At 47.5% G+C, this 23,243-nt stretch carries 18 protein-coding genes; 11 read left to right on the top strand and 7 right to left on the bottom strand.

Annotation, left to right across the window (positions count from 1 at the left end; genetic code table 11):
- Nucleotides 1-83: 83 nt before the first annotated feature.
- Complete coding sequence (locus E6W40_RS20140) at nucleotides 84-671, bottom strand: GNAT family N-acetyltransferase (RefSeq protein WP_136607410.1); 588 nt, start codon at nucleotides 669-671, stop codon at nucleotides 84-86.
- 260 nt (nucleotides 672-931) lie between these two features.
- Between E6W40_RS20140 and E6W40_RS20135 the strand changes: the two genes are divergently transcribed.
- Nucleotides 932-2,170, top strand: coding sequence for an ATP-binding protein (locus tag E6W40_RS20135; protein WP_136607409.1), 1,239 nt, complete (start codon nucleotides 932-934; stop codon nucleotides 2,168-2,170).
- Nucleotides 2,171-2,624: 454 nt separating this feature from the next.
- On the opposite strand, the gene E6W40_RS20130 is transcribed toward E6W40_RS20135, so the two are convergent.
- The 3 genes from E6W40_RS20130 to E6W40_RS20120 form a co-directional block, all read right to left on the bottom strand.
- On the bottom strand, nucleotides 2,625-3,134 hold the full coding sequence (locus tag E6W40_RS20130) for a hypothetical protein (protein ID WP_136607408.1): 510 nt from the start codon (nucleotides 3,132-3,134) through the stop codon (nucleotides 2,625-2,627).
- A gap of 420 nt (nucleotides 3,135-3,554) precedes the next feature.
- Nucleotides 3,555-5,018: an MDR family MFS transporter gene (locus E6W40_RS20125; RefSeq protein ID WP_246073118.1), complete on the bottom strand. Its 1,464-nt coding sequence runs from the start codon at nucleotides 5,016-5,018 to the stop codon at nucleotides 3,555-3,557.
- Nucleotides 5,019-5,430: 412 nt separating this feature from the next.
- Nucleotides 5,431-6,348, bottom strand: coding sequence for an aldo/keto reductase (locus E6W40_RS20120; protein ID WP_136607407.1), 918 nt, complete (start codon nucleotides 6,346-6,348; stop codon nucleotides 5,431-5,433).
- Nucleotides 6,349-6,806: 458 nt separating this feature from the next.
- Between E6W40_RS20120 and E6W40_RS20115 the strand changes: the two genes are divergently transcribed.
- Together E6W40_RS20115 and E6W40_RS20110 are read left to right on the top strand one after the other, a co-directional pair.
- Nucleotides 6,807-7,616 (top strand): alpha/beta fold hydrolase, encoded by an 810-nt coding sequence (locus tag E6W40_RS20115; RefSeq protein ID WP_136607406.1) that lies wholly within the window; start codon nucleotides 6,807-6,809, stop codon nucleotides 7,614-7,616.
- Nucleotides 7,617-7,643: 27 nt separating this feature from the next.
- The gene (locus tag E6W40_RS20110) at nucleotides 7,644-8,621 is read left to right on the top strand and encodes a sensor domain-containing diguanylate cyclase (protein ID WP_136607405.1); all 978 of its coding nucleotides are present in this window, start codon (nucleotides 7,644-7,646) and stop codon (nucleotides 8,619-8,621) included.
- A gap of 74 nt (nucleotides 8,622-8,695) precedes the next feature.
- Here the strand turns inward: E6W40_RS20110 and E6W40_RS20105 are convergent, their stop codons facing one another.
- The gene (locus tag E6W40_RS20105) at nucleotides 8,696-9,244 is read right to left on the bottom strand and encodes a helix-turn-helix domain-containing protein (protein ID WP_136607404.1); all 549 of its coding nucleotides are present in this window, start codon (nucleotides 9,242-9,244) and stop codon (nucleotides 8,696-8,698) included.
- 148 nt (nucleotides 9,245-9,392) lie between these two features.
- Here E6W40_RS20105 and E6W40_RS20100 point away from each other — a divergent pair, with 148 nt between their 5' ends.
- From E6W40_RS20100 to E6W40_RS20075, 6 genes are all read left to right on the top strand, one after another.
- A complete protein-coding gene (locus E6W40_RS20100) occupies nucleotides 9,393-9,803 on the top strand; it encodes a DoxX family protein (RefSeq protein WP_136607403.1) in 411 nt (136 codons plus the stop codon).
- A 23-nt stretch (nucleotides 9,804-9,826) separates the two neighbouring features.
- A complete protein-coding gene (locus E6W40_RS20095) occupies nucleotides 9,827-10,597 on the top strand; it encodes a DODA-type extradiol aromatic ring-opening family dioxygenase (RefSeq protein ID WP_136607402.1) in 771 nt (256 codons plus the stop codon).
- A 160-nt stretch (nucleotides 10,598-10,757) separates the two neighbouring features.
- A complete protein-coding gene (locus tag E6W40_RS20090) occupies nucleotides 10,758-12,125 on the top strand; it encodes an RCC1 domain-containing protein (protein WP_168928995.1) in 1,368 nt (455 codons plus the stop codon).
- Nucleotides 12,082-17,160 carry an AAA family ATPase gene (locus E6W40_RS20085; RefSeq protein ID WP_246073117.1) on the top strand — a complete coding sequence of 1,693 codons (5,079 nt, stop codon included), beginning with the start codon at nucleotides 12,082-12,084 and terminating at the stop codon, nucleotides 17,158-17,160. Before E6W40_RS20090 ends, E6W40_RS20085 begins: the two co-directional genes overlap by 44 nt.
- A complete protein-coding gene (locus E6W40_RS20080; protein WP_136607400.1) occupies nucleotides 17,157-17,810 on the top strand; it encodes a response regulator in 654 nt (217 codons plus the stop codon). Before E6W40_RS20085 ends, E6W40_RS20080 begins: the two co-directional genes overlap by 4 nt.
- A gap of 90 nt (nucleotides 17,811-17,900) precedes the next feature.
- On the top strand, nucleotides 17,901-18,740 hold the full coding sequence (locus E6W40_RS20075; protein WP_136607399.1) for an SDR family oxidoreductase: 840 nt from the start codon (nucleotides 17,901-17,903) through the stop codon (nucleotides 18,738-18,740).
- A gap of 101 nt (nucleotides 18,741-18,841) precedes the next feature.
- Here the strand turns inward: E6W40_RS20075 and E6W40_RS20070 are convergent, their stop codons facing one another.
- Together E6W40_RS20070 and E6W40_RS20065 are read right to left on the bottom strand one after the other, a co-directional pair.
- Complete coding sequence (locus E6W40_RS20070) at nucleotides 18,842-19,894, bottom strand: bifunctional transcriptional activator/DNA repair enzyme AdaA (RefSeq protein WP_136607398.1); 1,053 nt, start codon at nucleotides 19,892-19,894, stop codon at nucleotides 18,842-18,844.
- 105 nt (nucleotides 19,895-19,999) lie between these two features.
- On the bottom strand, nucleotides 20,000-21,043 hold the full coding sequence (locus E6W40_RS20065) for a C40 family peptidase (protein WP_136607397.1): 1,044 nt from the start codon (nucleotides 21,041-21,043) through the stop codon (nucleotides 20,000-20,002).
- Between the two features lie 217 nt (nucleotides 21,044-21,260).
- On the opposite strand from E6W40_RS20065, the gene E6W40_RS20060 reads away from it, so the two are divergent.
- Both E6W40_RS20060 and E6W40_RS20055 read left to right on the top strand, forming a co-directional pair.
- On the top strand, nucleotides 21,261-22,001 hold the full coding sequence (locus tag E6W40_RS20060; protein ID WP_136607396.1) for a hypothetical protein: 741 nt from the start codon (nucleotides 21,261-21,263) through the stop codon (nucleotides 21,999-22,001).
- Nucleotides 22,002-22,135: 134 nt separating this feature from the next.
- Nucleotides 22,136-23,197 (top strand): LLM class flavin-dependent oxidoreductase, encoded by a 1,062-nt coding sequence (locus tag E6W40_RS20055; RefSeq protein ID WP_136607395.1) that lies wholly within the window; start codon nucleotides 22,136-22,138, stop codon nucleotides 23,195-23,197.
- The last annotated feature ends 46 nt before the right edge of the window (nucleotides 23,198-23,243 follow it).

Below are 23,243 nucleotides of genomic sequence, written 5' to 3'. Positions count from 1 at the left end.
TAAAATTTATCGGTACATTCATGAACGAAAAGGACATCCATGTGGATGCCCTGAAATGGCAAGTGGTGCAAGGTGCTGAATCGTCATCTATCCGCTAGCATGCCTTTTAACCTCATTTTTACATCTGTCCATTCCGATGCGATAAAGCTATAGTAAGCGGTGTCTCTGATGTAGCCGTCATTCAAAATGCGATGGTTTCTGTGGACTCCTTCCGCAACAGCGCCAATACGCTCCATTGCTCTTAATGAGCGGGTATTGCGGGAATCGGCTTTAAGCTGTACACGGACCGTGCCCAATGTTTCAAAACAATGCTGCAGCAGCAAATATTTACATTCGGTGTTGACGTGAGTTCTCCACGCCTCCCGGGCAAGTGCCGTCCAACCGATTTCCAGTTGTCTGTGCCGGGCGGAGATATCAGCAAACCGAGTCGTTCCAACTAAACGATCTGTTTCCATGTCGCGGATGACAAAAGGCATCGCAATCCCTTCAGCCCGTTCCTCTAATGCCGTTTCCACATAAGTTTTCATGTCGTCAATATTTCGCATACCCGGAGGGGAGTACGTCCATATTTCCGGATCGTTCAGCGCTTCGTAAAGCGGGGCAATATGAGAGGCTTCCATGGGAACAAGGATGACTCTTTCATCCTGCAAAATGGTGGGTTCGACCTTCATCGGCGTTATCTCCTTTTTTGTCCATGTTCAAGTCATTAGTAAAAAGGATACTAAGGAAATCGACAATTAAAAAGTGCCAATGTACGGTTTATTTTATGAGCCACTACATGCTTGATGGAGTCATTCAAAAATTGGATCGGACATCCATAATTAACAGCTTTAGCTTTACTTACAACATGTGATTAGCGTAATCTTCTATTGTATAGCTCGGAACCTGATATATGATTTTTAGTTACAAAAGGTTGAAAGGAAGTTAACTGTTGTTTGAAACTTTACTTTTGAATTTCTTGTTTTTACTGTTTCCAGTTGTCGTATCTCTGATTTTCTTTGAAAATAGAGCACATTCCTTTAATAGAAAGGCTCTTATTTTACTATCGGCCTTGACGATGAGTCTCTGTATTGCCAAACCTTTTAAACTCGAAATCGGATTTATTTTTGATTTGAGATATATTCCGTTTATTATCATGGCTCTTTTTGGAGGATATAGAAATGTTCTCCCTTTATATATCATCTTAAATCTTTACCGATTCTATGTGGGTGGAGCCGGTACGATCCAATCCTTTCTTTTTTCAACAACGGTCATGATTTTAGTGCCGTTATACAGCAAAAAATTCGTGAAATTAAGCTCGAAGGGCCGAGTCATATGGGCAACGATTGCTTCTTTCCTTACCATGGGATTTTACCTGTTTACATTGAGCTTTGCTCATGGAGCGTTAAACAGAGAATTCTGGGTTCTCGCCCTTAATGCCTTAACGACGCATGTTGGGGTGATGAGTGTCATTATGATTTTAATAGAAAAAATTATTACCAATATTAAAAATCGTGACCGGATTATGCAATCGGAAAGATTAAATGTCGTCAGTGAGCTCGCAGCTAGCGTGTCACATGAAATTAGAAATCCGCTTACGGTTACCAGCGGTTTTTTGCAGCTGTTAAACAGATCGAAAACCCTCACGCGGGAGGAAAAGGAATATGTGGGATTATCGCTGCAGGAGCTGAGACGAGCAGAAAAAATAGTCAGCGATTATCTCTCATTTGCCAAACCGCAATCCGAAAATATGGTTTATTCCAACATGAGTGCGGAGTTAGAGTATACCAAAAATATCATTATGCCTTATGCCTCCATACATGAAGTAGAGGTTAAATTCAGTTTTAATAACTCGCTCAATACACATTATGACCGGAACCAAATTCAGCAATGTTTTATTAATTTATATAAAAACGGTATTGAAGCGATGAAAGAAAAGGGTGGCGGTACATTATTCATCGATGTCTCGGAAAGAAAGCAAAATATTGTGCTCCGCATCCAGGACACCGGCATTGGAATGACGAGGGAGGAAATATCACGTCTAGGCAAGCCGTATTATTCGACCAAAGAGGAAGGAACGGGGCTGGGCATGCTCATGGTCTACAGTACAATCAATAAGGTGAAAGGGAGCATTGAAGTCGATAGCGAAAAGGGCAAAGGCACAACTTTTCTTATAACCATACCTACCTAGATACCTTGCGGCATTTTTTTGGTCTTCTTACAATACAAGTGTCATTAGCAATACGGGTCGTGTTACAAGACAGGCCAATGACATCATCGTAAACCTTACGGCCAAGGGCTCGGAGAAGCCTTTGAAAGGCTTCCTGAGCAACATAATCTCATTCTGCACTCTGATTAATGGTGGTATACCAGCAAAAAAAATACCAGTATATGCTCTCAGAAAGAGGAATTACACAAGGGGAATTGTTTGGATAACTCAGTGATAGAGAATTTCTGCTGTATCTTGAGACTGAATCCAAGAATTTGCAAGAATTACACAGTATATGCACTATTACAACCACCGAAGGACAAACAAAAGCTCAGAGGACTGTCGTCGGTAGAATACCGCCTTCAGTCCTCTGTAGCAGCCTAAGTCACCTTGTGTCTAAATTTTGGGGTCAGTTCATTACCAACAGGGTCATGTGTTATACGACTTTCACACCTTTGTAGACATTCCCAGCCACAGTACTTCCAATCTCAACTTCTATAGTGGATTGACCAATGGAAACACCAAACCACTTGATGCCTAGGACAGTGTCAACTTTAAGTCGGCTGTAGACTTCGGCATATATATAGCCCTCTATAACGGGAAATCTAGATGTCCCCATATTAACAGGATCAATTTTTAATGTTGCTCCAAAAAAATATTGTTTCCTATCCCCATCACTTTGAGCAACTTTTACATCGGAACCGTTATATTGAAATGAGGCGGAAGCATATAGGTCGAACAGTTTGCCTCCCAACGCGTTATAACAAATTCCTGTTTCTCTATCATTAGGAGTATAGCTCCAAGATGCTGCCATCGGATTTAATGACTTTTCAGCTTTACTATCATTGAGCGCTTCATGATGTAAAATAAAAATTCCAGTCTCATCTACTCCACCTACTATAGAAAGTAAAATTCCACCCCCAAAAAATGATTTGGATAAGTTCATAAGCTCCTCCTTTACGAAGGTATGACGACTATTTTCCAAATAAATCCATAATAATCCCTTTTTCTCTTTAATAATGTTAGTATTCTGGAGAAATTAAGTTTTAGACTGACGATGCAGCACGTTTTGAGTCACCTGGAATGAATTGACGAAAGGAAAGGCGATTCCTTGTTCAGGCAATCGCTTTTCTAAATGCTAGAAGACTATAGATCATTGAATGCTTCAAATACAGCTCTCATCTTGCCATCTTCCGTCCATCGCCGGAAACGAACACGGATCTGAATCCTCGGATTTACATATACAATGCTGAACGCTAGAGACGAGATCACAGATATTGAGGTGGGTGCCAATCAGATCAGGTTTATTGCCAATGGACTGCAGATTCAGCCCGAAGGGAATTTACGTCCCCAGGGCCTATTTTTATTACAAGGATGCCGACTTGGAAGTTCTGTGAATCAGGAACTCTTCGTTAACTGGATAATGCCTCCTGCGTAACAAGAACAAGAATGGTATTGCCAGGGCAACAAGTATGGTTCCGATCATGAACGCATCCTGAACCGATTGGGAAAGGGCCAATTCAGATGCGTTCGCAGAGTTTGCCTTGTTCTGACTGAGATGAGTTAGGGTACGAGCAGACAGGATGCTGCTGAAAATACTGACCGAAAGCGCGGCCGTTCCCTGACGAATCCAGTTGGTGACGGCGGATGCATGCCCGGTAAATCGAGGGGGTACAGCGGTCATCGCGGAGTTCGTTACCGGCATGTTGCAGAGTGAGATCCCGACATAGCGGATTGCGAGCCAGAGTGCGATAAAAAGTGTAGTTGAAGCCAGATTCAAACGGCTAAGCTCCCAAGTCGCAACTCCCATGACCAGAACGCCAATCAGAATCAGACGGAATGGCCCTACCCGATCGTATATTTTGCCAACTATAAATGAAAGTATGACCATAACCAGCGCACCCGGAAGCATGACAAGACCGGTGTGAAGTGTTGTTGCATGCTGAATATTTTGCATGTAGATCGGCACCAGGAAGGTAGCTGCATATAGGGAAATGGTGATGATGCAATTAATAATCAGGCTATACGTGAATCTGGGGATCTTAAAGACTCGCAAGTTCAGCAAAGGAGCGCTAACCTTCAGCGTTCGAATGATGAAATAAGCTACAATGACAAGTCCTGCGAGTAACAGGGTGATCGTCTTCCAGGACGTCCAGCCCCAGGAATGACCCTGACTGAAGGTGAACAGCAATGAACTTGTACCCACAATAACTGCTATAAAGCCAATGATATCAAGCTTGACTGCACTGCTGATTTTATAAAAAGGTATAAATTTCAAAGCCAGCAGCATGGCTATGATTCCAATCGGCAGATTCATGATAAATAACGATTTCCAGCCAAAATATTCGGTCAGCCATCCTCCCAGCGTAGGTCCGAATGCCGGTGCGAGCATCGAGGATACACTCCACAAGCCGATCGCAATCGTTTGCTTATCCTTTTGAATTGTCTGATAAATAATCGTCATGGTTGTCGGCATAATGATTCCGCTGCAGAGACCCTGTAAGATTCGGAACACAATCAAGGATTCCATACTCCAGGCGAACGTGCAGAGTGCCGATGTCAAGGTGAATCCGAGCAGGGCGAATATATATAGACGCTTGTAACTGAGTTTATCCCCCATGAACCCGATAATGGGAGCAATAACACCCGTTGCCAGCATAAAGCCGGACATCATCCACTGCACCGTATTTAACTCGGCATGAAAATCATTCATGAAGACGGGTAAAGCAACATTAATACTGGTGGTACTGAGCGTAGCCATAAAGTTTCCGAAAAACACAGCGAAAATAATGCTCCAAAACGGAGCTGAGCCTTCCTTCGTATTATTCAAATCTTCTCCTCCGGCATTCTAGATGTTCCAATTCTTGAAGTGTGTTTAGTTCCACTAATTGAATACTAAGTAGCATATATAATAATAACGTTAACGTCAACGTTAATTATAGGGAATTTATATGAAATCCAGGTTAATGTGGGGTGAGGGGGGATGTTCCAGGCCGAGTAATTAGATTTTGAGATGGAGATGGAGATGACGTGACTATTGGTGCGAGTAGCATTGCATTATCCGAAATGTCCATGAGAATCGATGCTGATAATTAGCTTTTGAGTTGTGCGGAATCCTTGTGGGCTTCGAAAAAGGCTTAAGTTGAATCAAAAGAGGATGCTCCAAGGTCACTGGACCTTGGAACATCCTCTTTTTTCAACTTCGCATATAAATTTACTTGCCGCGTATTCCTGTTGCTTATTTATGGAAGAATATTGCCTGCCGAACGGTAAATGTCGTACCACTCTTCACGAGTAAGGCGAATTTCGGATGCTTTACAGCAATCTTTCAGACGCTCGATGTTCATCGTACCGATGACCGGCTGCATGTTTGCCGGGTGGCGAAGCAGCCAGGCGACAGCGATCGTCGTGTTGCTCACTTCGTATTTGGCAGCAACCTCGTCAATTTTTTTGTTCAGCTCAGGGAACTTAGCGTTGCCAAGGAATACGCCCTCAAAGAATCCATATTGGAACGGGGACCAAGGCTGAATGGTAATATCATGCAATCTGCAGAAATCGAGGACGCTGCCATCACGGTTCACGGCCGCATCATTCTCCATGTTCACATTGAAGCCCTGGGAGATCATGGTGGTGTTCGTGATGCTTAATTGAAGCTGGTTGGCTACAATCGGCTGCTTTACATACTTCTGAAGCAGCTGAATCTGCATCGGGTTCTGGTTGGAAACGCCGAAATGACGCACCTTTCCTGAGCTCTCCAGCAGATCGAAGGCTTCTGCCACTTCTTCCGGTTCAACAAGCGTATCCGGACGGTGTAGCAGCAGTGTATCCAAATAGTCGGTTTTGAGCCGTTTTAGAATGCCGTCAACCGAATTGAGAATATGTTCTTTGGAGAAATCGAACATTCCAGGGCGGATGCCGCATTTCGATTGCAAAATGATCTTTTCACGAATGCTGGGGTTCATATGGATTGCTTCAGCGAATCGTTCTTCGGATTTGCCTCCTCCGTAAATATCCGCGTGTTCGAAGAAATTTGCACCTTCTTCAAGCGCCGTCTGGACGAAGCGCTCGGTTTGCGGCATGTCCAGCGAATCGATACGCATGCAGCCTACTGCAACAACAGGCACCTCTAATGTACTGGTACCCAGCTTTATCGTTCTCATGATATGTACCTCCGTTTTTATAATTGGACGTATGACGGCGTTAAGGACGTCTCCTTGTATATTGTGGCATACACAAAAAGCAGTTTCAATGCAAGGATGTGATAACGTCTCAAAATCATGTGATGCCGGTAGTGATTTGTTAGGTGGCAAGGGTATTCCGAAACATTGATGCTAAGCTCACCTGAATTGCATACCACCTGAATATATGCTATGACTGAACAGCTACCCGATCATACGCTTCCTGTTCACTAACCGCACGGCTGTCCGTATCCGGAGACATGGACATCAATCACCGGAATATCTACTTCTTCACTGGGGTGGTAACCATACGGAAAAGATCATTCCAGAGACGGGATGATCTTTTTTTGCATGATACCAATCCTCAAGTATTCACTTGATATTTCCAAGCCGTACCTTCAGAATGAGAGGAACGCTATTGATAAAGGGAGTTATACGAAATGATCGATGTTGCAGTACGCAATAATGTGAAAATGATTGGCGAAGGAGAGCGAACCATCATTTTTGCGCATGGATTTGGTTGCGATCAGAGCATGTGGCAGTATATTGCGCCTTCATTTGAGAAAAAGTTTCGAATCGTTCTGTTTGACTACGTGGGCTCCGGAAACTCGGATTTAACCGCATATTCCTCGGAAAAATATAGCTCGTTTCATGGTTATGTGCAGGATGTACTGGATGTTATTGAATCGCTACAGCTTAAAAACGTGATTTTCATAGGTCATTCGGTGAGTTCGATGATCGGGATGCTGGCATCCATCGAGCGGCCGGATGTTTTTGATAAATTGATTATGATCGGACCATCCCCGCGTTATTTGAATGATGGGGAGGATTATTTCGGAGGCTTCGATCGAAGTGATATTACTGAACTGCTGGATATGATGGAAATGAATTTTGCAGGCTGGGCCAGCTTTTTGGCGCCGCTTGCAATGAATGCTCCGGATTCTCCGATGCTATCCAAGGAACTGGAGCGGAGCTTTATTTCGGGAGACCCGGTCATTGCGAGAGAGTTTGCCGAGGTGACCTTTTTATCCGATCATCGGCAGGAATTATCCAATTCTACTGTTCCCACACTCATTATGCAGTGCTCGGATGACAGTATCGTACCGATTCAGGTCGGGGAATATTTGCATGAGCATCTGAAGCACAGCACGCTGCGCCTTATGGAGGCCAAAGGCCACTATCCGCATATCAGCCATCCGGAGGAAACGATTCGTGACATTAATGAATATCTTGGAGTGGATTTGCTCTGATGATGTGTATGGAAAGGATATTGGACCATGGATGAGCGGCTGAAATATGCACCATGTGGATATGTATCTATTACACATAAAGGAATGGTAACGGATGTGAATCAAACCTTCCTGGATTTGATGGGATATCAACCGGAAGACTTGGTAGACCAGCATTTGGAATCCATCATGTCTACGGCGAACAAGCTTATTTTCCATTCCTACTTTTATCCGCAGATCAATCTGAATGGACATGTGGAAGAGCTGTTTATCAGTTTGAAGGATAAAGAAAAGCAGTCGATTCCCTTCATACTCAATGGAAGACGATTCGAAAACGATGGCGTAGAGGTTATTGATTGTGTACTCGTACAGATGAGAAAACGCATTGATTACGAACAGGAGCTCCGATCTGCGAAAAGGCAAATCGAAGAGGCCTATTGGGAGAAGGATCAGGCGCTTGTGAAGCTCGAACAAATCCATAAAGAGATCGAGCAGAAGCAAGCTGAGCTGATGGAGATCAATGCGGTCTTAGTCGAGCTGTCTATGACGGATAAGCTGACGGGGCTCAAGAATCGAAGGTTTTTTCAAGAGAAGCTGGAAGAGCAAATGAATCTATACAGCGAACAAGGATTGCGCTTTTCACTGGTTATCATAGACATTGACCATTTCAAGCAGGTGAATGACACATGGGGACACCAGGTGGGTGATGAAGTTCTGGAATCGCTCGCGAAAATCCTTACCTTCCATGTCCGTGAAGAGGATATGGTGGCACGGCTAGGCGGGGAGGAGTTTGTGTTGATCCTGCCTAACACCGCTGAACCTGACTCTAAGAAAATAGCTGAGCGTCTACGGGCTGCAGTTGCTGAATCCTCTTGGGAAATCGGCAGCATTACGGTGAGTATGGGCATAGCTACCTCGAGTCCGGGTGATTCGGAGACATCCATTCTGAAAAATGCGGATCAAGCCTTGTATGTCTCAAAGGAAAACGGAAGAAACCGGGTTACTCATATCATGGAAATTAAATAAGTTCATACAAAAAAAAGCTCTTCTCCACACTGGGGGAAGAGCTTTTTTGCTGTTTTGGGAAACCCTGTATTTACTTAGAATAAATCCCCGGCCTGATCGGACTCCGTATAGACCGCTATCAGGATAATGGCCAGCTCATCACCAATATTTTTCACTAAATGCGGTGTACAGGCATTCCACGAGAAGGAATCGCCTTCGGTAAACTCCGCCGAATCCTCTCCCTGCTCGGCGTAAATCTTCCCTTTGATCACCACATGCACCTCTTCACCTTCGTGAGCATGGGCTTCTCCGGTTGAGGCTCCAGGAGGAGTCTCGACGATCATCATTCGTACGTTCTTTGTTGAGCTGAGATGGGCCACCTTGAGCTTTTCGATGCCGCTAGTCGTGATCTTCCGTTCGTCTTTACGGACAATATGCATGCGGTCTTCTTTTTTTAGCAGCAGATAAGCCAAAGGGACCTTAAGAGCCTGTGCAATATTTTCTAGTGTAGCAATGGATGGCGAGGTTTTATTCGTTTCGACCTGGCTTAAGAAGCCTTGCGAAAGTCCTGTTTCCTCGCATATTTGAGCAATGGTGATGTTTTTTCGTTTCCGGATTGCACGGATGTTGGAGCCGATGTCCATGGATTCACGCGTCCTTAAAAATATTTGTAATACTGATTTAATATTTATATTAACAAATAAATTGTTGACATGCCAGTAAATTACGAGTTATATTTCTTATATAAAATATATTTTATTATTACTAATATTTTAGGATGGAGAGGATCAAATGATTAAGAATATATGGGTACCAGCTCTGCTGCGTGTGGTACTTGGAATTATATTTCTCGCGCATGGCATCAGTAAATTTCAGATGGGACTTGGTAATGTGGAGGCATGGTTCAGTTCCATGAGCGTGCCTGGATTTATGGCTTATGTGGCGGCGATTGCCGAAGTAGTTGGCGGTATTATGCTGATTATCGGATTGTTCACCCGTGTGGTATCCGCGCTGTTTATCGTGTTGATGATTGGGGCGATCGTGACGGTGAAGCTGTCTGCCGGTCTGCTCGGTCATGATCAAGTGGCTGGTTATGAACTGGAGCTAAGCCTGATTCTGATCTCGGTATATCTGCTTGCATCCGGACCTGCAGCTTTTTCGGTGGATCATTTCGTTTATAAAAAGCGTAGTAAGGTTCAATAATATAAAAAAGGGAGTGAATTCAAATGATGCCATCTTACTTTTTCGCGCATGGTGCGCCTTCGCTTGTACTTGAAGAGCATGCATATACGGATTTATTAAAAGAATTTGCGGCGGGAAGGCCGAAACCAAAGGCCATTGTGATCTTTTCGGCCCATTGGGAAGAACCGGTTCAAACGGTGAGCTCAGTGGATCAATACAGTACCATCTATGACTTTGGCGGGTTCCAGGATGAGCTGTACCGGATGACGTATCCGGCTCCAGGGGACCGTTCGCTTAGCGAACAGATCCAGTCGCTTTTCACCAAAGGCGGAATCCCGAGCAAGCTGGATGAGGCAAGAGGGCTCGATCACGGTGCTTGGGCGGTTCTGAAGCTGATCTATCCGGATGCGGATATTCCGGTCGTGGCGCTCTCCGTTAACCGTTACCTCACGAATGAGCAGCAGTATGAGATCGGTAAAGCATTGTCTGAGCTAAGAGAGCAGGATGTGCTTATTATTGGCAGCGGCGGGACCGTTCATAACCTGCGGAGCGTCAATTGGCGTGCGCAGGACGTTGACGGGTGGGCGGGAGCATTCGATAACTGGCTGCAGAGCAAGCTGGAGGCTTGGGATACGGCTTCGCTGTTTAACTACGAGGCGCTTGCTCCTAACGCCCGCATGGCAGTACCGACAAGCGAGCATTTCATTCCGCTGTTGATCGCGATGGGTACGGGGGATGCGAACCGGAAGGCAAAATTGCTGCATCGCAGCTATCAGTACGGTAATTTAAGCTTAAGCTGCTGGCAGTTTGATTAATAGAAAAAGAATGATTTTGGAAAAGGCCACCTGGTGCGTTCATCGCATCTGGGTGGTTTTTTTTGTCACATGACAAAAGTCATGACAACGCTCACTATATTACTTCCAACAATTGAAATATATTAGAAGCGACAATTGAAAATAAGAAGGAGTGATGAGCGTGCACCCGATCCCGAAGAAGTGGAGGATACTTCTTAGTAAGACATCTGTGATCCATTTTTATCCGAAGTTTTCGATCTCCAGGGCAGATTCAGTCGCCCGGCTGAGCGTCACAGAAGTTAGCGCTGCAGAAGACCACTTCCTTGCTCTGATGAGTGATGGAACGGTGATGGCTATGGGCTGCAATCAACACGGACAACTGGGAAACAACACATGGATAACCGGGCAGGCGGCTTCCTTTGTAGTAACCAACGAAGGGGAAGCTCACCTCTCTAACATAAAGGCTATTTCGGCGGGGAACTCTCATAACCTCGCACTCGATGAGCAGGGCCAGGTTTGGGCTTGGGGAGATCATCGAAAGGGTCAGCTTGGTATTGGCCAAATGAATACGGTGAGATCGATCCCTGCTGCAGTTCAAATTAAGTTTCCTCATCATGCGAAAATAGCAGCTATTGCCGCGGGTGCCGAATTCAGCCTGGCGCTGGATGAAGAAGGACAGGTCTGGGCCTGGGGAGATCATGAGGAAGGTCAGCTGGGCACCGGATATCATTCACGTGCACAGCTTCAATATTCCCCGGTCCGAGTGGTGACAGAGCAGGGACCTTTAAACGGCATCCGCTCCATTTCCGCGGGACTGTATCACAGTCTTGCACTGGATGAAGAAGGACGGATTTGGGGCTGGGGAGCGAATTGGGAAGGTGCCCTAGGATTTGAAAGAGGTATTCACGCAGACTTTCTCCTTGAAGACACAGTAAACACGAAAGATTTCTACGCGTTAATAGATCATATGACTGAGCATGACGCACAGAATATGATTTGGATGCTTGCAAGACCATTAACGGATGCCGGGAGTATCTTTACGGGAATATCGGCAGGATTAATGCAAAGCCAAGCGTTCAGGTCAGATGGCTCGGTGTGGGCTTGGGGGTATATAGAGGACCAGACGAATGATGCAGGAAGAATGGTGAACGGCGAGAGGCTGGAGTCAAGGGCTGAGTCTACTGAAACGAAAGTAAATGGAGAGAATATGCCACAGGCATATGGCGATTATTTGCCGCCTCGTAACGGATCGAAATGGAGCCTGATTCTATGCGCGGATGAACTGGATATTGAAACTTATTATAGCCCGTATGTCCCCCTTCAAATGAGTGAATCGGTTGATTTTGGTACGAATGGTCTGGGATATTTCAGGGCTGGCCGCAGCAGGTATATGACAGAATGGGTATTGGGGAAATCGATGGTTCATCTGGGCGGTCTAATGTATTCAGAGTATAATGGGCTTAATCTATCATCGGAGTTGTACCAGTGGAGGGAGAGAACGGCTGTTGAAAGTTCCAGGACATCAAATCATAGAGGAAATGGGGAATAACGGAGAAGTCATACTCTACCGGACGGTAAGGATCATTGACCAGAAAAGATTTGTTGCCAAAACGACCTGTGACGAATATCCGCCCTTTGCTCTGGCAGCTTCTTTTCAATATGAATATGAAATGTTTCAAAAATTGAAAGGAAAAGGAACTGCAGCGGCATACCACCTGGAGAAGGTGGGAGAGCGGCCTGTACTGCTGCTGGAGGATATGGGGGGAATTACGCTCGAACAGTTCATACATAATCATACCGTACCCATAGAGCTTACGGATTTTCTGCGCATAGCCGTGTCTGCGGCCGATTGTCTCAGTCAGCTGCACAAGGAGCATATCACGCTTAATGAGCTGACTCCCTTTCACTTTGTGGTGAATCCGGATACTTGCGAGGTGAGATTGACCGACATCCGGATGTGTTCGGGTGATGGCGTTGAAAGTCCACTGGCACAGGTAAAGAGCAGACCCATCTTCGCCCTGCCATACATTTCTCCGGAGCAGACGGGCAGAACAGGAATTATTCCTGATGATCTTTCGGATATCTATTCATTTGGTGTGATACTTTATGAATTCTTTTCGGGACAGCTGCCGTTTGAATCCGGGGATAAGCTGGGGACGATGTATCATCATCTTGCAAGCGTTGCCTATTCCGTTCATGGAAGATCCCCTTTTATTCCGGAGATTGTGTCCGAGATGATTGGCAAATGCATGGAGAAAATGCCAAATGCACGATATGCCAGCGCATATGGGATTAAGCATGATCTGGATGAGTGCCTAATCCGGCTTCGTGCCTCGGGGCATATCGAAACTTTTAAGCTTGGGGAATGGGATGTTTCGGACAGGTGGGCATTTCCCTCTACCTTTTATGGGCGGCATGAGGAGCGGCAAAGCCTTGACGAAGCAATCCACCGGGCTGCCGAGGGATCTGTGGAAATCGTATGGGTTAGTGGAAGCGTGGGAAGCGGAAAGACGACTTTTGTTAAGGAAACTCTGAATCGGGAGAATGCTTTGATTGGCTTTATGGCTTACGGTAAATTTGGTCCGGATGATGAAGCCGGACCCTATCACAGCTGGGTTCAGGTGCTGGATGGGCTTGTGCGGCAATTACTGACAGAGAGCGAACTGCAGCTGGAACTGTGGAAGCTGCGGATCATGAATGCGGTTGAGGCTTACGGTCAGCTGCTAATTCAGCTCATTCCCAGGCTGGAACTCCTCATTGGAGAGCAGCCTAAGGTTCCTGGGCTTCCGCCTTTCGAAGCGCAGCAGAGGTTTCATTTGATCATGACACGGTTTATTAAGCTTTTTCTTGATGAGGAGCATCCTTTAGTTATATGTCTTGATGATCTCCAGTGGAGCGATGAGGCATCTTTGCAGGTGCTTAACTATTTGTTAGGCGATAGCGGAGTGAAAAACCTCATGTTGATTGGTATTTACCGGGGCGTGGAGGTTGCTTCGCAGCATCCATTTTATCAGTTCATGACAGAGCAGGTCATTCAGAAACGAAAGACAACATCCATCCATCTGAGGGAATTAACCATGACCGATTTGATGGAGCTTCTTGGAGATGCAATGCACTGCGAGCAGGCAAAGACCCATGATCTGGCCGTGGAACTGCTGTATAAGACCGACGGTAATCCATTTCTTCTGAAGCAATTGTTGCAGGATATGATTCAAGAGAAGCGGATGAGCTTTGATCAGGTCAGCCGCTGCTGGCAGTGGGAATTAAAGGGTATTTCCGATATGAGTGTTCCTAATAATTCGGCTGCGTACCTGCTGGAGAAATGGGTGCATCTCCCGAATCAGATGATTCAGGTTCTTGGACATGCCGCGCTCTTAGGTAACCAAGTCCATGTGGATGCCCTGTCCTCCATTATGGAATGCAGCAGCGCCCGGTTAAAAGAGGTGCTTGATTATGCTGTACGTGAACGCCTGCTGCAGTCGGCCCATGAGAATGGCCAAAACTATCGTTTTCAGCATGACCGTATTCAGCAGATTGCCTATGGACTTATTCCGGAATCAGAGCGGTCCGGGCTGCACTTACGGATGGGGCGCATCCTCCTGGAACGGCGTAAGGCGGGTGAGGATGTGAGTGTGTTTGAGGTGGTTCACCAGCTGAACCGCGCTATAGAGTCGATCGACAACAGGGATCAGAGGCTGGAGCTTGCGGAATTGAATCTACAGGCGGGCCTTGCCGCCAAACAGTCGACGGCGTACGAGAGATCCCGGGTTTATTTGCGTCAGGCTACGGAGCTGCTGGACGGGGAAAGCTGGAATACTCACTACAAACTGGCTGTTCAGGCATATCAGGAGCGCGCTATGGCAGAGTATCTCTGCGCCAACTTCGAGGCGGCGAATGAACTGTTCGACCTGCTTCTGCATAAAGCAGCTACCCCTTTAGATCAAGCGCGTGTTTATATTTTAAAGATACAGCTCGAGTCTAACCAGGATAACTATGAGGAAGTCATTTCCATGGGGAGGAAAGCGCTGAAGCTGCTGGGCATCCATAACGTCTATGAAGCGGGAAAGATCAAGGCGTCGCTACGATGGATACGACTGCGGCAGCGGCTTCGCAAGCACAAAAGTGAATCCCTGAATCTGCTGCCCCCCATGGAAAGCGAAGTTAGCAAGGCTGCCATGTCAGTACTTGATTATACAAGCCATGCCTATTATACGGTTGATCCCACAAACTGGGCAGCCTCGGTGCTTGCCATGGTGGAATTGACGCTGAAGGAGGGCTGGACGCCGGAGTCTTCGGTTGGATTTGCAGGATATGCATTGATGCTGAACTATGTTTTCCGGGATGATGAAGCGGCTTACTATTGGGGGATGTTTGCTTATGAAAAGTCCCGGCCTTATCCGATGCTGCATACCAAAGTGCTTTCAGCCTTCTCGATTTGCTTTGACAGCTGGCGCCGCTATAATCCGAGTTTACTGGAAACCTTCAGCGAGCATGCAAATAGGGTGGGTCTGGAGTCTGGAAATCTGTGGCATAGCAATCAATCAGTCATCGTGATCAGTGCGCTGCTGTTTCAATATGGTTATCCGCTCGGAGATATTTATGATCGCTTGCTTACCCAGGCTTCCAATCTCCGGAGAAACAACAACAGCTTGCACTGGAAGCAAGCCGTCATCTTTTCGGCATTACTCGCCAAGTTAACCGGGGAACGGAATTCGGATGATCCGTTTATAATTCAGGATGTTGAAATGGAGGATTTTGCTGCAAACGTACAGGGAGATTCCCATCATCTCGTACGTGAGCTCGTATATACGTTCGACTATTTAACGGCGTATCTCCTTGGAAACTACCCGGCCGCGAATAAAGCTCTCGTGCAGGCAAGATCGATCTTAGATGGACGAAGAAAGGATATTTCCGAGTCCTTTATATGCAATCATTATGAGTCACTCGTTTGGGCAGAGCTGTGGGTCGATGCAGAACCTCATGAACAAAAAGAGTATGTGGCCAAGATACTGAATCGATTGCCTTTGATGAAAGCATACGCTTCGCGTTGTCCGGAGAATTACAAAGATAAATATTTGCTGGTTAAGGCTGAACTGGCTCGTCTGAAAGGGGAGTATAAACAGGCAGAGGAGCTGTATGAGCAGTCTATTGAGCTGGCACGCCATCACGGACATCTTCACGATGCGGCGATGGCCTCAGAATGCTATGGTAAATACGGACTCCGTCTAGGGAAAATGAGGCATGCCAAAGTCTATCTGACCGAGGCGTATGACTACTATGCAAAATGGGGAGCCAAGGCCAAGACAGAGGACTTACAGCGGAGGTATGGACATCTGTTGCAGGTGAAACGATATACGGACCTGGACCAAACGGATTATCTGTCCGTTGTATTGTCAGCGCAGGCTTTATCGGGTGAAATGGAAATGGATCGCTTGCTGAATGCGCTCCTGCGTATTATGCTGCAGAGCGCTGGAGCGGATTATGGCGCGCTCGTGTTCATGAACCAGGAACGATGGGTTGTGGAAGGGTATGGAACGGCGAAGGAAACGCATCTGGAATCCGTTCCGCTGGAGGAAGCGGGCCACATTGTGTCAACGGCTATTATCGGGTATGCAGCCAGGACGAAAGAAGAGGTCGTATTGTACGATGCTGCGCACGGGGGCCTATTCATGAGGAATCCTTATGTGAAGGACAACGAGTTGAAATCCGTCCTTTGTCTTCCGGTTATGCATCAGAATAAGCTGATTTGCCTGCTGTATATGGAGAATAAGCTGTCGGCGGGCGTCTTTACACCGGAGCGGATGGATGTGCTGAGGATTCTCTGCTCGCAATGTGCCATTTCCATTGAAAATGCCAGGTTATACTCCGGTATACAGCAGCTCAAAAATAGCCTGGAAGCACAAGTGAAAGAGAGAACGCTCCGCCTTGAACGTTCGATGCGCGAGACGTCGGCGGCCCTGGCTGAAAAGTCTATTTACGAGGAGCGCAGCCGTATTGCCAAGGAGATCCATGATATTGTCGGTCATACGCTGACCTCGACCATATTGCAGATTGAGGCCGGAAAACGCCTGCTTCAGAAGGATATGGACAGCGCGGTGGAAAAACTGCAGGAAGCGCAGCAATTGGTCCGTCACAGTCTAAATGAGATTCGCGGCTCGGTGCACATGCTCAAGGAGGACAAATTCTATCAGCTGGAACAGGCTTTGCATCAATTGATCCGGAATACAGAACATAATACAGGCGTAACGATACATGCCATGATTCATGAGCTGCCGAATCTATCCATTGCTCATAAGAAGGCGATCTACTTCGCATTGCAGGAGGGATTGACCAATGGACTTCGGCATGGCGGGAGTACGGAGTTCCGCTTTAGTCTGGTGCATACGGAGGATGTTTTAGTGTTCCGGCTTGCAAATAACGGTAGAAGCACAAGTGATATTGTGAAGGGATTTGGTCTCAAGGCTATGGAGGAGCGCGCAGAGCAGCTGGGCGGCAGTTTATCATTCGAATCCGGTTCCAATCAGGGCTGCCTGCTGCGAATCGACCTTCCCTGCCCGAAGAGTAGAGTGGGGGACAGAATATGAAACCAATAAGGATCGTCATTGCCGATGATCAGATGTTAACACGTGAAGGACTTCGAACCATTCTCGATTTGGAGGATGATCTGGAGGTTGTCGCGCTGGCCAGGAACGGGCTGGAGGCTTGCGAGATAACGGAAGAGCTGCGGCCTGATCTGGTGCTGATGGATATCCAAATGCCCGAAATGAGCGGGATCGCCGCCCTCAAGAGAATTAAGCGGAGCTGTCCGGAAACGTCGGTCCTCATATTGACTACATTTATGGAAGATGAATATATCATTGAAGGGCTGGCCAGCGGAGCCAGTGGTTACATGCTGAAAGATATGGAAAGCGATAAAATGATTGCTTCGATCCGGGACACGGTATCGGGTCAGTTTATTTTACCGTCAGCAGTGGCTTCCAGATTGGCGTTAAGAATGACTCGTCTTACGGAAGAGCATGATCAGTGGCAAAGGAATAGTCTGGAGCGGATTAAGCTGACAGATCGGGAAAAGGAGCTGGCTCAGCTTATCATCAGGGGACTCAATAACCGCGAAATAGCTGATGAGCTGTTCATTGCTGAAGGTACGGTCCGCAATTACATCAGCAGTCTCTACGGAAAGCTGGGAGTAGTCGATCGGGCGCAGGCTATCGTTCGTTTGCAGGGCTTGATCTAATCAAACAGATGATTTTGTTCCACGGGTAGGTTAGCTGCAGACTTGGGTTATATTAGAGTTGATTGAATGATAAAGAAGGGGTGTTGATGGATGAGCCGGACTATCGCTATAACAGGTGCCTCGTCAGGGATCGGATTAGCCACAGCTCTAATGCTGGCCGATAAGGGATGGATTGTATATGTCGGGACACGGCATGTTGACCGGGATCAGGAACAATATGCAGGAATAAACAACCTCCATTTTGTTGAAATGGAAGTCACAGACCCCTCCTCGCTGCAGCATGTGTTTGATCGAATCGGTCATGAGCAGGGGAAGCTGGATGTCCTGTTTTGCAACGCGGGCTTTGGATACCTAAGGGCTTTGGGTCAAGCTGATCCTGCTGATATTCAGCGTGTGTTTGATACGAACGTGCATGGTGTCATGCACAGCATACGCGGAGCCTTGCCTCTCCTGCGCAAGTCAGATAACGCTTATATCATTGCTACATCCAGCGTTGGCGGTCTGGTCGGGCAGCCGTTTAACGAGATTTACTGCGCCAGCAAATTTGCCATAGAGGGTTTGCTTGAGAGTCTTGCGACATATTATAAGCCGGCATTCAACATCGATATTACGCTGCTTGAGCCAGGTGCGATAGCGACGAATTTTACGGATACCGTCATGGATCAATTGAACCGGACAGGTGGTATTTTGGATGATGAATACAAACCGATTCTAACGAGCTACCTCGATGCGTTCAGCAAGCGGACATCCGTACCGCAAACGGCAGAATCCGTTGCCGAGGTCGTGTGGGATCTGTTACAGATGGATACGAAGCCGCTGCGCCAGCGGACCTCCGAGTCTGCGGAAACCTTTGTCCGCTTCAAGGCAGAGATTGATCCGACAGGCCTTGAAGGGATGCTCAATACCCGAAAGCTTCATTTGAATCTGTAGGCAGCATGTACAGATATGAAAAAGGGCTATCCCGATGGCAGTCACAATCAGCGCCATAGGGATAGCCTTTTTCTTCAAGGGGTGATTTGTTATTTTGCATGTTACTCGGATATAAAGGATTTTTCATGCTGCAGCAGCCAGTTTTTACGTGTCAGGCCGCCGCCGTAACCTCCCAAATCTCCGCTTGAATTAATTACACGGTGGCAGGGGATGACCAGCGCAAGCTGATTCGCGCCATTGGCCTGGGCCACAGCCCTATAGGCGGTGGGCTTACCGAGCGAAATAGCGATCTCGGCATAGGACCGTGTCTCTCCCGGAGGTATTTTCATGAGCTGCTCCCACACGCTTTTTTGAAAAGGTGATCCCAGTAGATGCAGCGGCGTTGTGAATTGGCTCCGCGTTCCGTCAAAGTATTGGGTGAGCTCTTGCTCAATCGAGCGGATCGGCCCCGTGGTGCCCGGGATAATCGCTGATTTCGTTCTTTGCCGTAACCGTTCCACTTCGCGCTCGAGACCCCGGCGGTCTACAAACTCCAGCAGATACACGGCTTCGTCATCCCCAATAGCCATCATGGGGCCAAGCCGCGTATCGATCCAGGAGGCTTTTAGTACCTTGCCATCCTCGAGCAAAGACGGGGCGGCACCCATGATGCGGGAAAAGGCGTCCCTGAAGCCGCTGCTGGATTCGTAACCCGTTGAGAGCTGCGCATCCAGGACCGTTTGTCCGGAGCGGATGTTCTTCATCGCAAGCCCCATGCGGCGGGCACGGGCATATTCTACAAAGGTCATGCCGAAACGTTTTTTGAATTGGCGCCGCGCCGTGGATTCATCCACCGAGAGCTTCTTGAAGTCTTCTTCCTTCCACCGCTTTTCGGGATTATCCTCAACTGCCTCGACAAGCAGACGGACCATGTCAGAGACCTGATTCGGATGCGATAGCGGCCGACAGCGTTGACATGGGCGGTAGGAAGCCAAAAGCGCCTGCTGGGCATTGTCAAAAAATTCGCAATTTTCAAACTTTGGCTTCCGGGCCGGACAAGTCGGGCGGCAGAATACGCCGGTTGTCTTGACCCCTACATAAAATACGCCTTCATATTCCGTCCGTTTTTCCAATAGGGCTTTGTAGTATTCCTCGTTACGTGTGGCTGTCGCCATGCTTACACTTCCTAACCTCGGATATTGTCCTTATTATATCCTCTCCCTTTTATTCATGCGGACGAAAATCAGGCATCTATTTTTAGAAATGGGAATCATTGTCTTCTAAAAAACCCGGCGCGCGGTGACGAACCGCTTTTTCCATTGTCCGTCAAAGGTTTCCACATGAACGCCAAGCTCTTTGGAATACGTGTGCAAAATCTGATTGTTCCCCGCATAAATGGCAACATGCCCAATATCCAGATTTCGAGCGCTGAAGAACAGCAGATCGCCTTTACGCAGCTCGTTCATGCTGACTTCCTTGCCTGCCTTGGCCTGATCATAGGATACCCGCGGAAGATCGATCGACAGTGTATCCTGGAACACACGCTTCACAAAGGAGGAGCAGTCAAAGGTATCTGTTTGGTCTGGGGAAGCTCCGAACACGTACGGCGTGCCCAGATACTTTTTGCCGTAAGCAATCAGTGCATCGCCCTGCTGGTCAACAAGAGAAGGGCTTGAATAATCGGTATATTTCGGTTTGGCCGATATGTATCCGGTCTGGTTATCCTGGGTTCGCACTTCGAGCCAAGTAGCATTAACTTCCCGGGTGACATGGACCTTAGCGCCTGCAGCCAGCATCTCCAGGGAGGAGCCTTTTCCGGCATCCGGTAAACTCCGCAGATTGACACCCCACAGAATGGATGTTTCATAGTTGACTGTTGAGGTGATGCGGACGGTCTTGGTGGTCTGATCCCACTTCACGCTGCTGCCCAAGGCTTCGCTGACAAAGCGCAGCGGGATTAAGGTGTACCCATTTGCAATTTGACCGGGAACATCCACCGAGAGCGCTTGTCCATTGAGAGAAGCCGTATGCTCGCCAATGCGATAGGTTAACGTTGTATTTCCTTTGGTTGCCGTAACGGTTTTACTTGTGTTATTCCAGGTTAGCTTGGCACCCTCTTCTTCAAATACTCCGCGCATCGGAACAAGTACCGTTCCATCTACATTGAGCGGCGCTACTTCAGGTTGAAACGGGTGTCCATCCAAATAAATGGTGACCGGTTTGACAGCCCCTTGAGCTTGAGTTGCCGTTTCTGCATGAGTGGGGACCGAATATAACAGGGAAGCGGTTAGTAGAAAAAGAAGAGCGGTTTTACTTTTTGTCATCTGTTCATCACCTTGCTGTTAGATTTGTTCATTCTATATATTGGACGATGGCTGGCATCATTGGTTTTGGTGCCAAATGATGGTAACCAGTGTTCGGCGGCTATTTCCGATTTGGAACAGGGGGATTTTTTAATGATCTGATAACATTGAGCTGATATAACCGAAATGCTTCACTGATAGGATAAATGAACCAAATCCTATTTGTGAGGTGTATGGAATGCATGAACAGAGCAAGGCGAAATGGTCCGCGGTTCTGATGACGATACTCTTTGCTTTTGCTACGGCTTTTCCCGGATCGAGCATTCAAGCGGATGCTGATTTTTCACCGGGAGGAACTTCGGCAGAGGTTCATAATCACAGTTTGACCAGCTCGGAATTAACCAACATTCAACTTCTGCATCCAAACTCCACCTGGAGATATCTCGATAATGGCTCCGATCAGGGAACGGCATGGCGGACGACGGAATTTAACGATTCGACATGGAGTGTAGGTATGGCCCCTCTTGGTTATCCGGTATCAAAAACAACCTCCTTGTTTGGCGGCATCAGAAAGACAATCAGCTACGGAGCAAACGGCAGCATGAAGCATCGGACATCTTATTTCCGGACAGCCATCTATGTCTCCGGCCTGGCCGATTACACCAAAATCATAGGGACCTTCGGGATGGATGACGGGGTAATTCTATATGTTAACGGACAAGAGGTATACCGTTATAACATGCCGGAAGGCGAAGCGAATGATCAGACGCTTAGTAGCGCGACTGTAGAGGAACCTGTCACGGAAACGGCCGACTTGACCCAAGCTCTGAGGGGAGTCCTACATGAAGGTGTTAACTCATTTGCCGCAGAGGTTCATCAGCGCAGCGATAACAGCTCTGACCTTTACTGGGAAATGCAGCTAATCGCGAATCCAGCCGGGAGCATGAATATGTTTCCGGCCATTTCTTGTCAGAAGTAGTGCCTCCCCTCCCGGACTTCAATTCAACTTGAAATTCACGGACTAATAGTTCAATATAAAGATATCAATCATTAAAACTTACATGCTTATTAAAGGTAGCTTATTAAAACGTGTTGATATAGGAGGGACTGCTCATGGAGATCGGAATTAGTACATTTGTTGAAACAACGCCGGATGCTCATACCGGTGAGGTGATAAGCCATGCACAACGTCTGCGTGATGTTGTGGAGGAAATCATCCTTGCAGATCAGGTGGGATTGGATGTATTTGGTGTAGGCGAGCATCACCGAAAGGATTATGCGGCCTCTTCTCCAGCGATGGTGCTCGCAGCAGCAGCGCCGCAGACGAAACGTATTCGTCTGACCAGCGCAGTAACGGTGCTTTCGTCTGCAGATCCGGTGCGCGTATTTCAGGATTTTGCCACACTTGACGGTATCTCGAATGGACGAGCGGAAATCATGGCAGGCCGCGGCTCCTTCGTTGAATCCTTCCCGCTGTTTGGCTATGATCTGAACGATTATGATGAGCTGTTTGACGAGAAGCTCGAACTGCTGCTCAAAATCCGGGAGTCCGAGAAGGTCACCTGGAAAGGCGGTCACCGGCCGGCGATTAACAATCTGGGCGTATATCCGCGGCCGGTTCAGGATCCATTGCCGGTATGGATTGGAAGCGGAGGCAACCAGGAATCCGTCATCCGTGCGGGTCTCTTGGGGCTACCGCTGGTGCTGGCGATTATTGGAGGAAGACCCACGCAGTTTGCGCCTCTTGTCGAGCTCTATAAGCGAGCGGCTGCTCATGCGGGCCATGACATATCGAAGCTGCCTGTAGCATCTCATTCCCATGGCTTTATTGCTGAAGAAACAGAGCTTGCGGCAGATAAGTTCTTTCCATCCACTCAGGCCAGCATGAATGTGCTCGGCAAGGAGCGGGGCTGGGGGCCTTATGACCGTTCGAGCTTCGACTTCGCGCGGAGTTTTGAAGGTGCACTTTATGTAGGTGATCCGGAGACGGTTGCCAAGAAGATTATTCATCTCCGCAAAAACGTAGGTATCACGCGCTTTATGCTCCATGTACCCGTGGGGACCATGCCGCATCAGGATGTGATGAAAGCCATCGAGCTGCTTGGAACCGAGGCCGCACCCATGGTGCGCGAGGAAATCGCCAGATGGGAAGCTGCGGGTGAACCGAAGGAATAACATTGGCTAAAATAACGAAGGGGGGGCGCTGAGCCTCCTCTTTATT

Origin of the sequence: Paenibacillus dokdonensis (assembly GCF_004916975.1) — a bacterium.
GTDB classification, from domain to species: Bacteria; Bacillota; Bacilli; order Paenibacillales; family Paenibacillaceae; genus Paenibacillus_AQ; species Paenibacillus_AQ dokdonensis.
The sequence above is the reverse complement of the archived record's forward strand: the minus strand, read 5'-3'. Positions and strand labels throughout refer to the sequence as shown.

Bases quoted from the DNA above. Each gene is read 5' to 3' on its own strand.
- E6W40_RS20115 (WP_136607406.1), top strand. From the start codon at position 6,807: ATGATCGATGTTGCAGTACGCAATAATGTGAAAATGATTGGCGAAGGA.
- E6W40_RS20130 (WP_136607408.1), bottom strand. From the start codon at position 3,134: ATGAACTTATCCAAATCATTTTTTGGGGGTGGAATTTTACTTTCTATA.
- E6W40_RS20105 (WP_136607404.1), bottom strand. From the start codon at position 9,244: ATGGACATCGGCTCCAACATCCGTGCAATCCGGAAACGAAAAAACATC.
- E6W40_RS20140 (WP_136607410.1), bottom strand. From the start codon at position 671: ATGAAGGTCGAACCCACCATTTTGCAGGATGAAAGAGTCATCCTTGTT.
- E6W40_RS20095 (WP_136607402.1), top strand. From the start codon at position 9,827: ATGATGCCATCTTACTTTTTCGCGCATGGTGCGCCTTCGCTTGTACTT.
- E6W40_RS20075 (WP_136607399.1), top strand. From the start codon at position 17,901: ATGAGCCGGACTATCGCTATAACAGGTGCCTCGTCAGGGATCGGATTA.
- E6W40_RS20055 (WP_136607395.1), top strand. From the start codon at position 22,136: ATGGAGATCGGAATTAGTACATTTGTTGAAACAACGCCGGATGCTCAT.
- E6W40_RS20065 (WP_136607397.1), bottom strand. From the start codon at position 21,043: ATGACAAAAAGTAAAACCGCTCTTCTTTTTCTACTAACCGCTTCCCTG.
- E6W40_RS20120 (WP_136607407.1), bottom strand. From the start codon at position 6,348: ATGAGAACGATAAAGCTGGGTACCAGTACATTAGAGGTGCCTGTTGTT.
- E6W40_RS20100 (WP_136607403.1), top strand. From the start codon at position 9,393: ATGATTAAGAATATATGGGTACCAGCTCTGCTGCGTGTGGTACTTGGA.
- E6W40_RS20080 (WP_136607400.1), top strand. From the start codon at position 17,157: ATGAAACCAATAAGGATCGTCATTGCCGATGATCAGATGTTAACACGT.
- E6W40_RS20110 (WP_136607405.1), top strand. From the start codon at position 7,644: ATGGATGAGCGGCTGAAATATGCACCATGTGGATATGTATCTATTACA.
- E6W40_RS20070 (WP_136607398.1), bottom strand. From the start codon at position 19,894: ATGGCGACAGCCACACGTAACGAGGAATACTACAAAGCCCTATTGGAA.
- E6W40_RS20060 (WP_136607396.1), top strand. From the start codon at position 21,261: ATGCATGAACAGAGCAAGGCGAAATGGTCCGCGGTTCTGATGACGATA.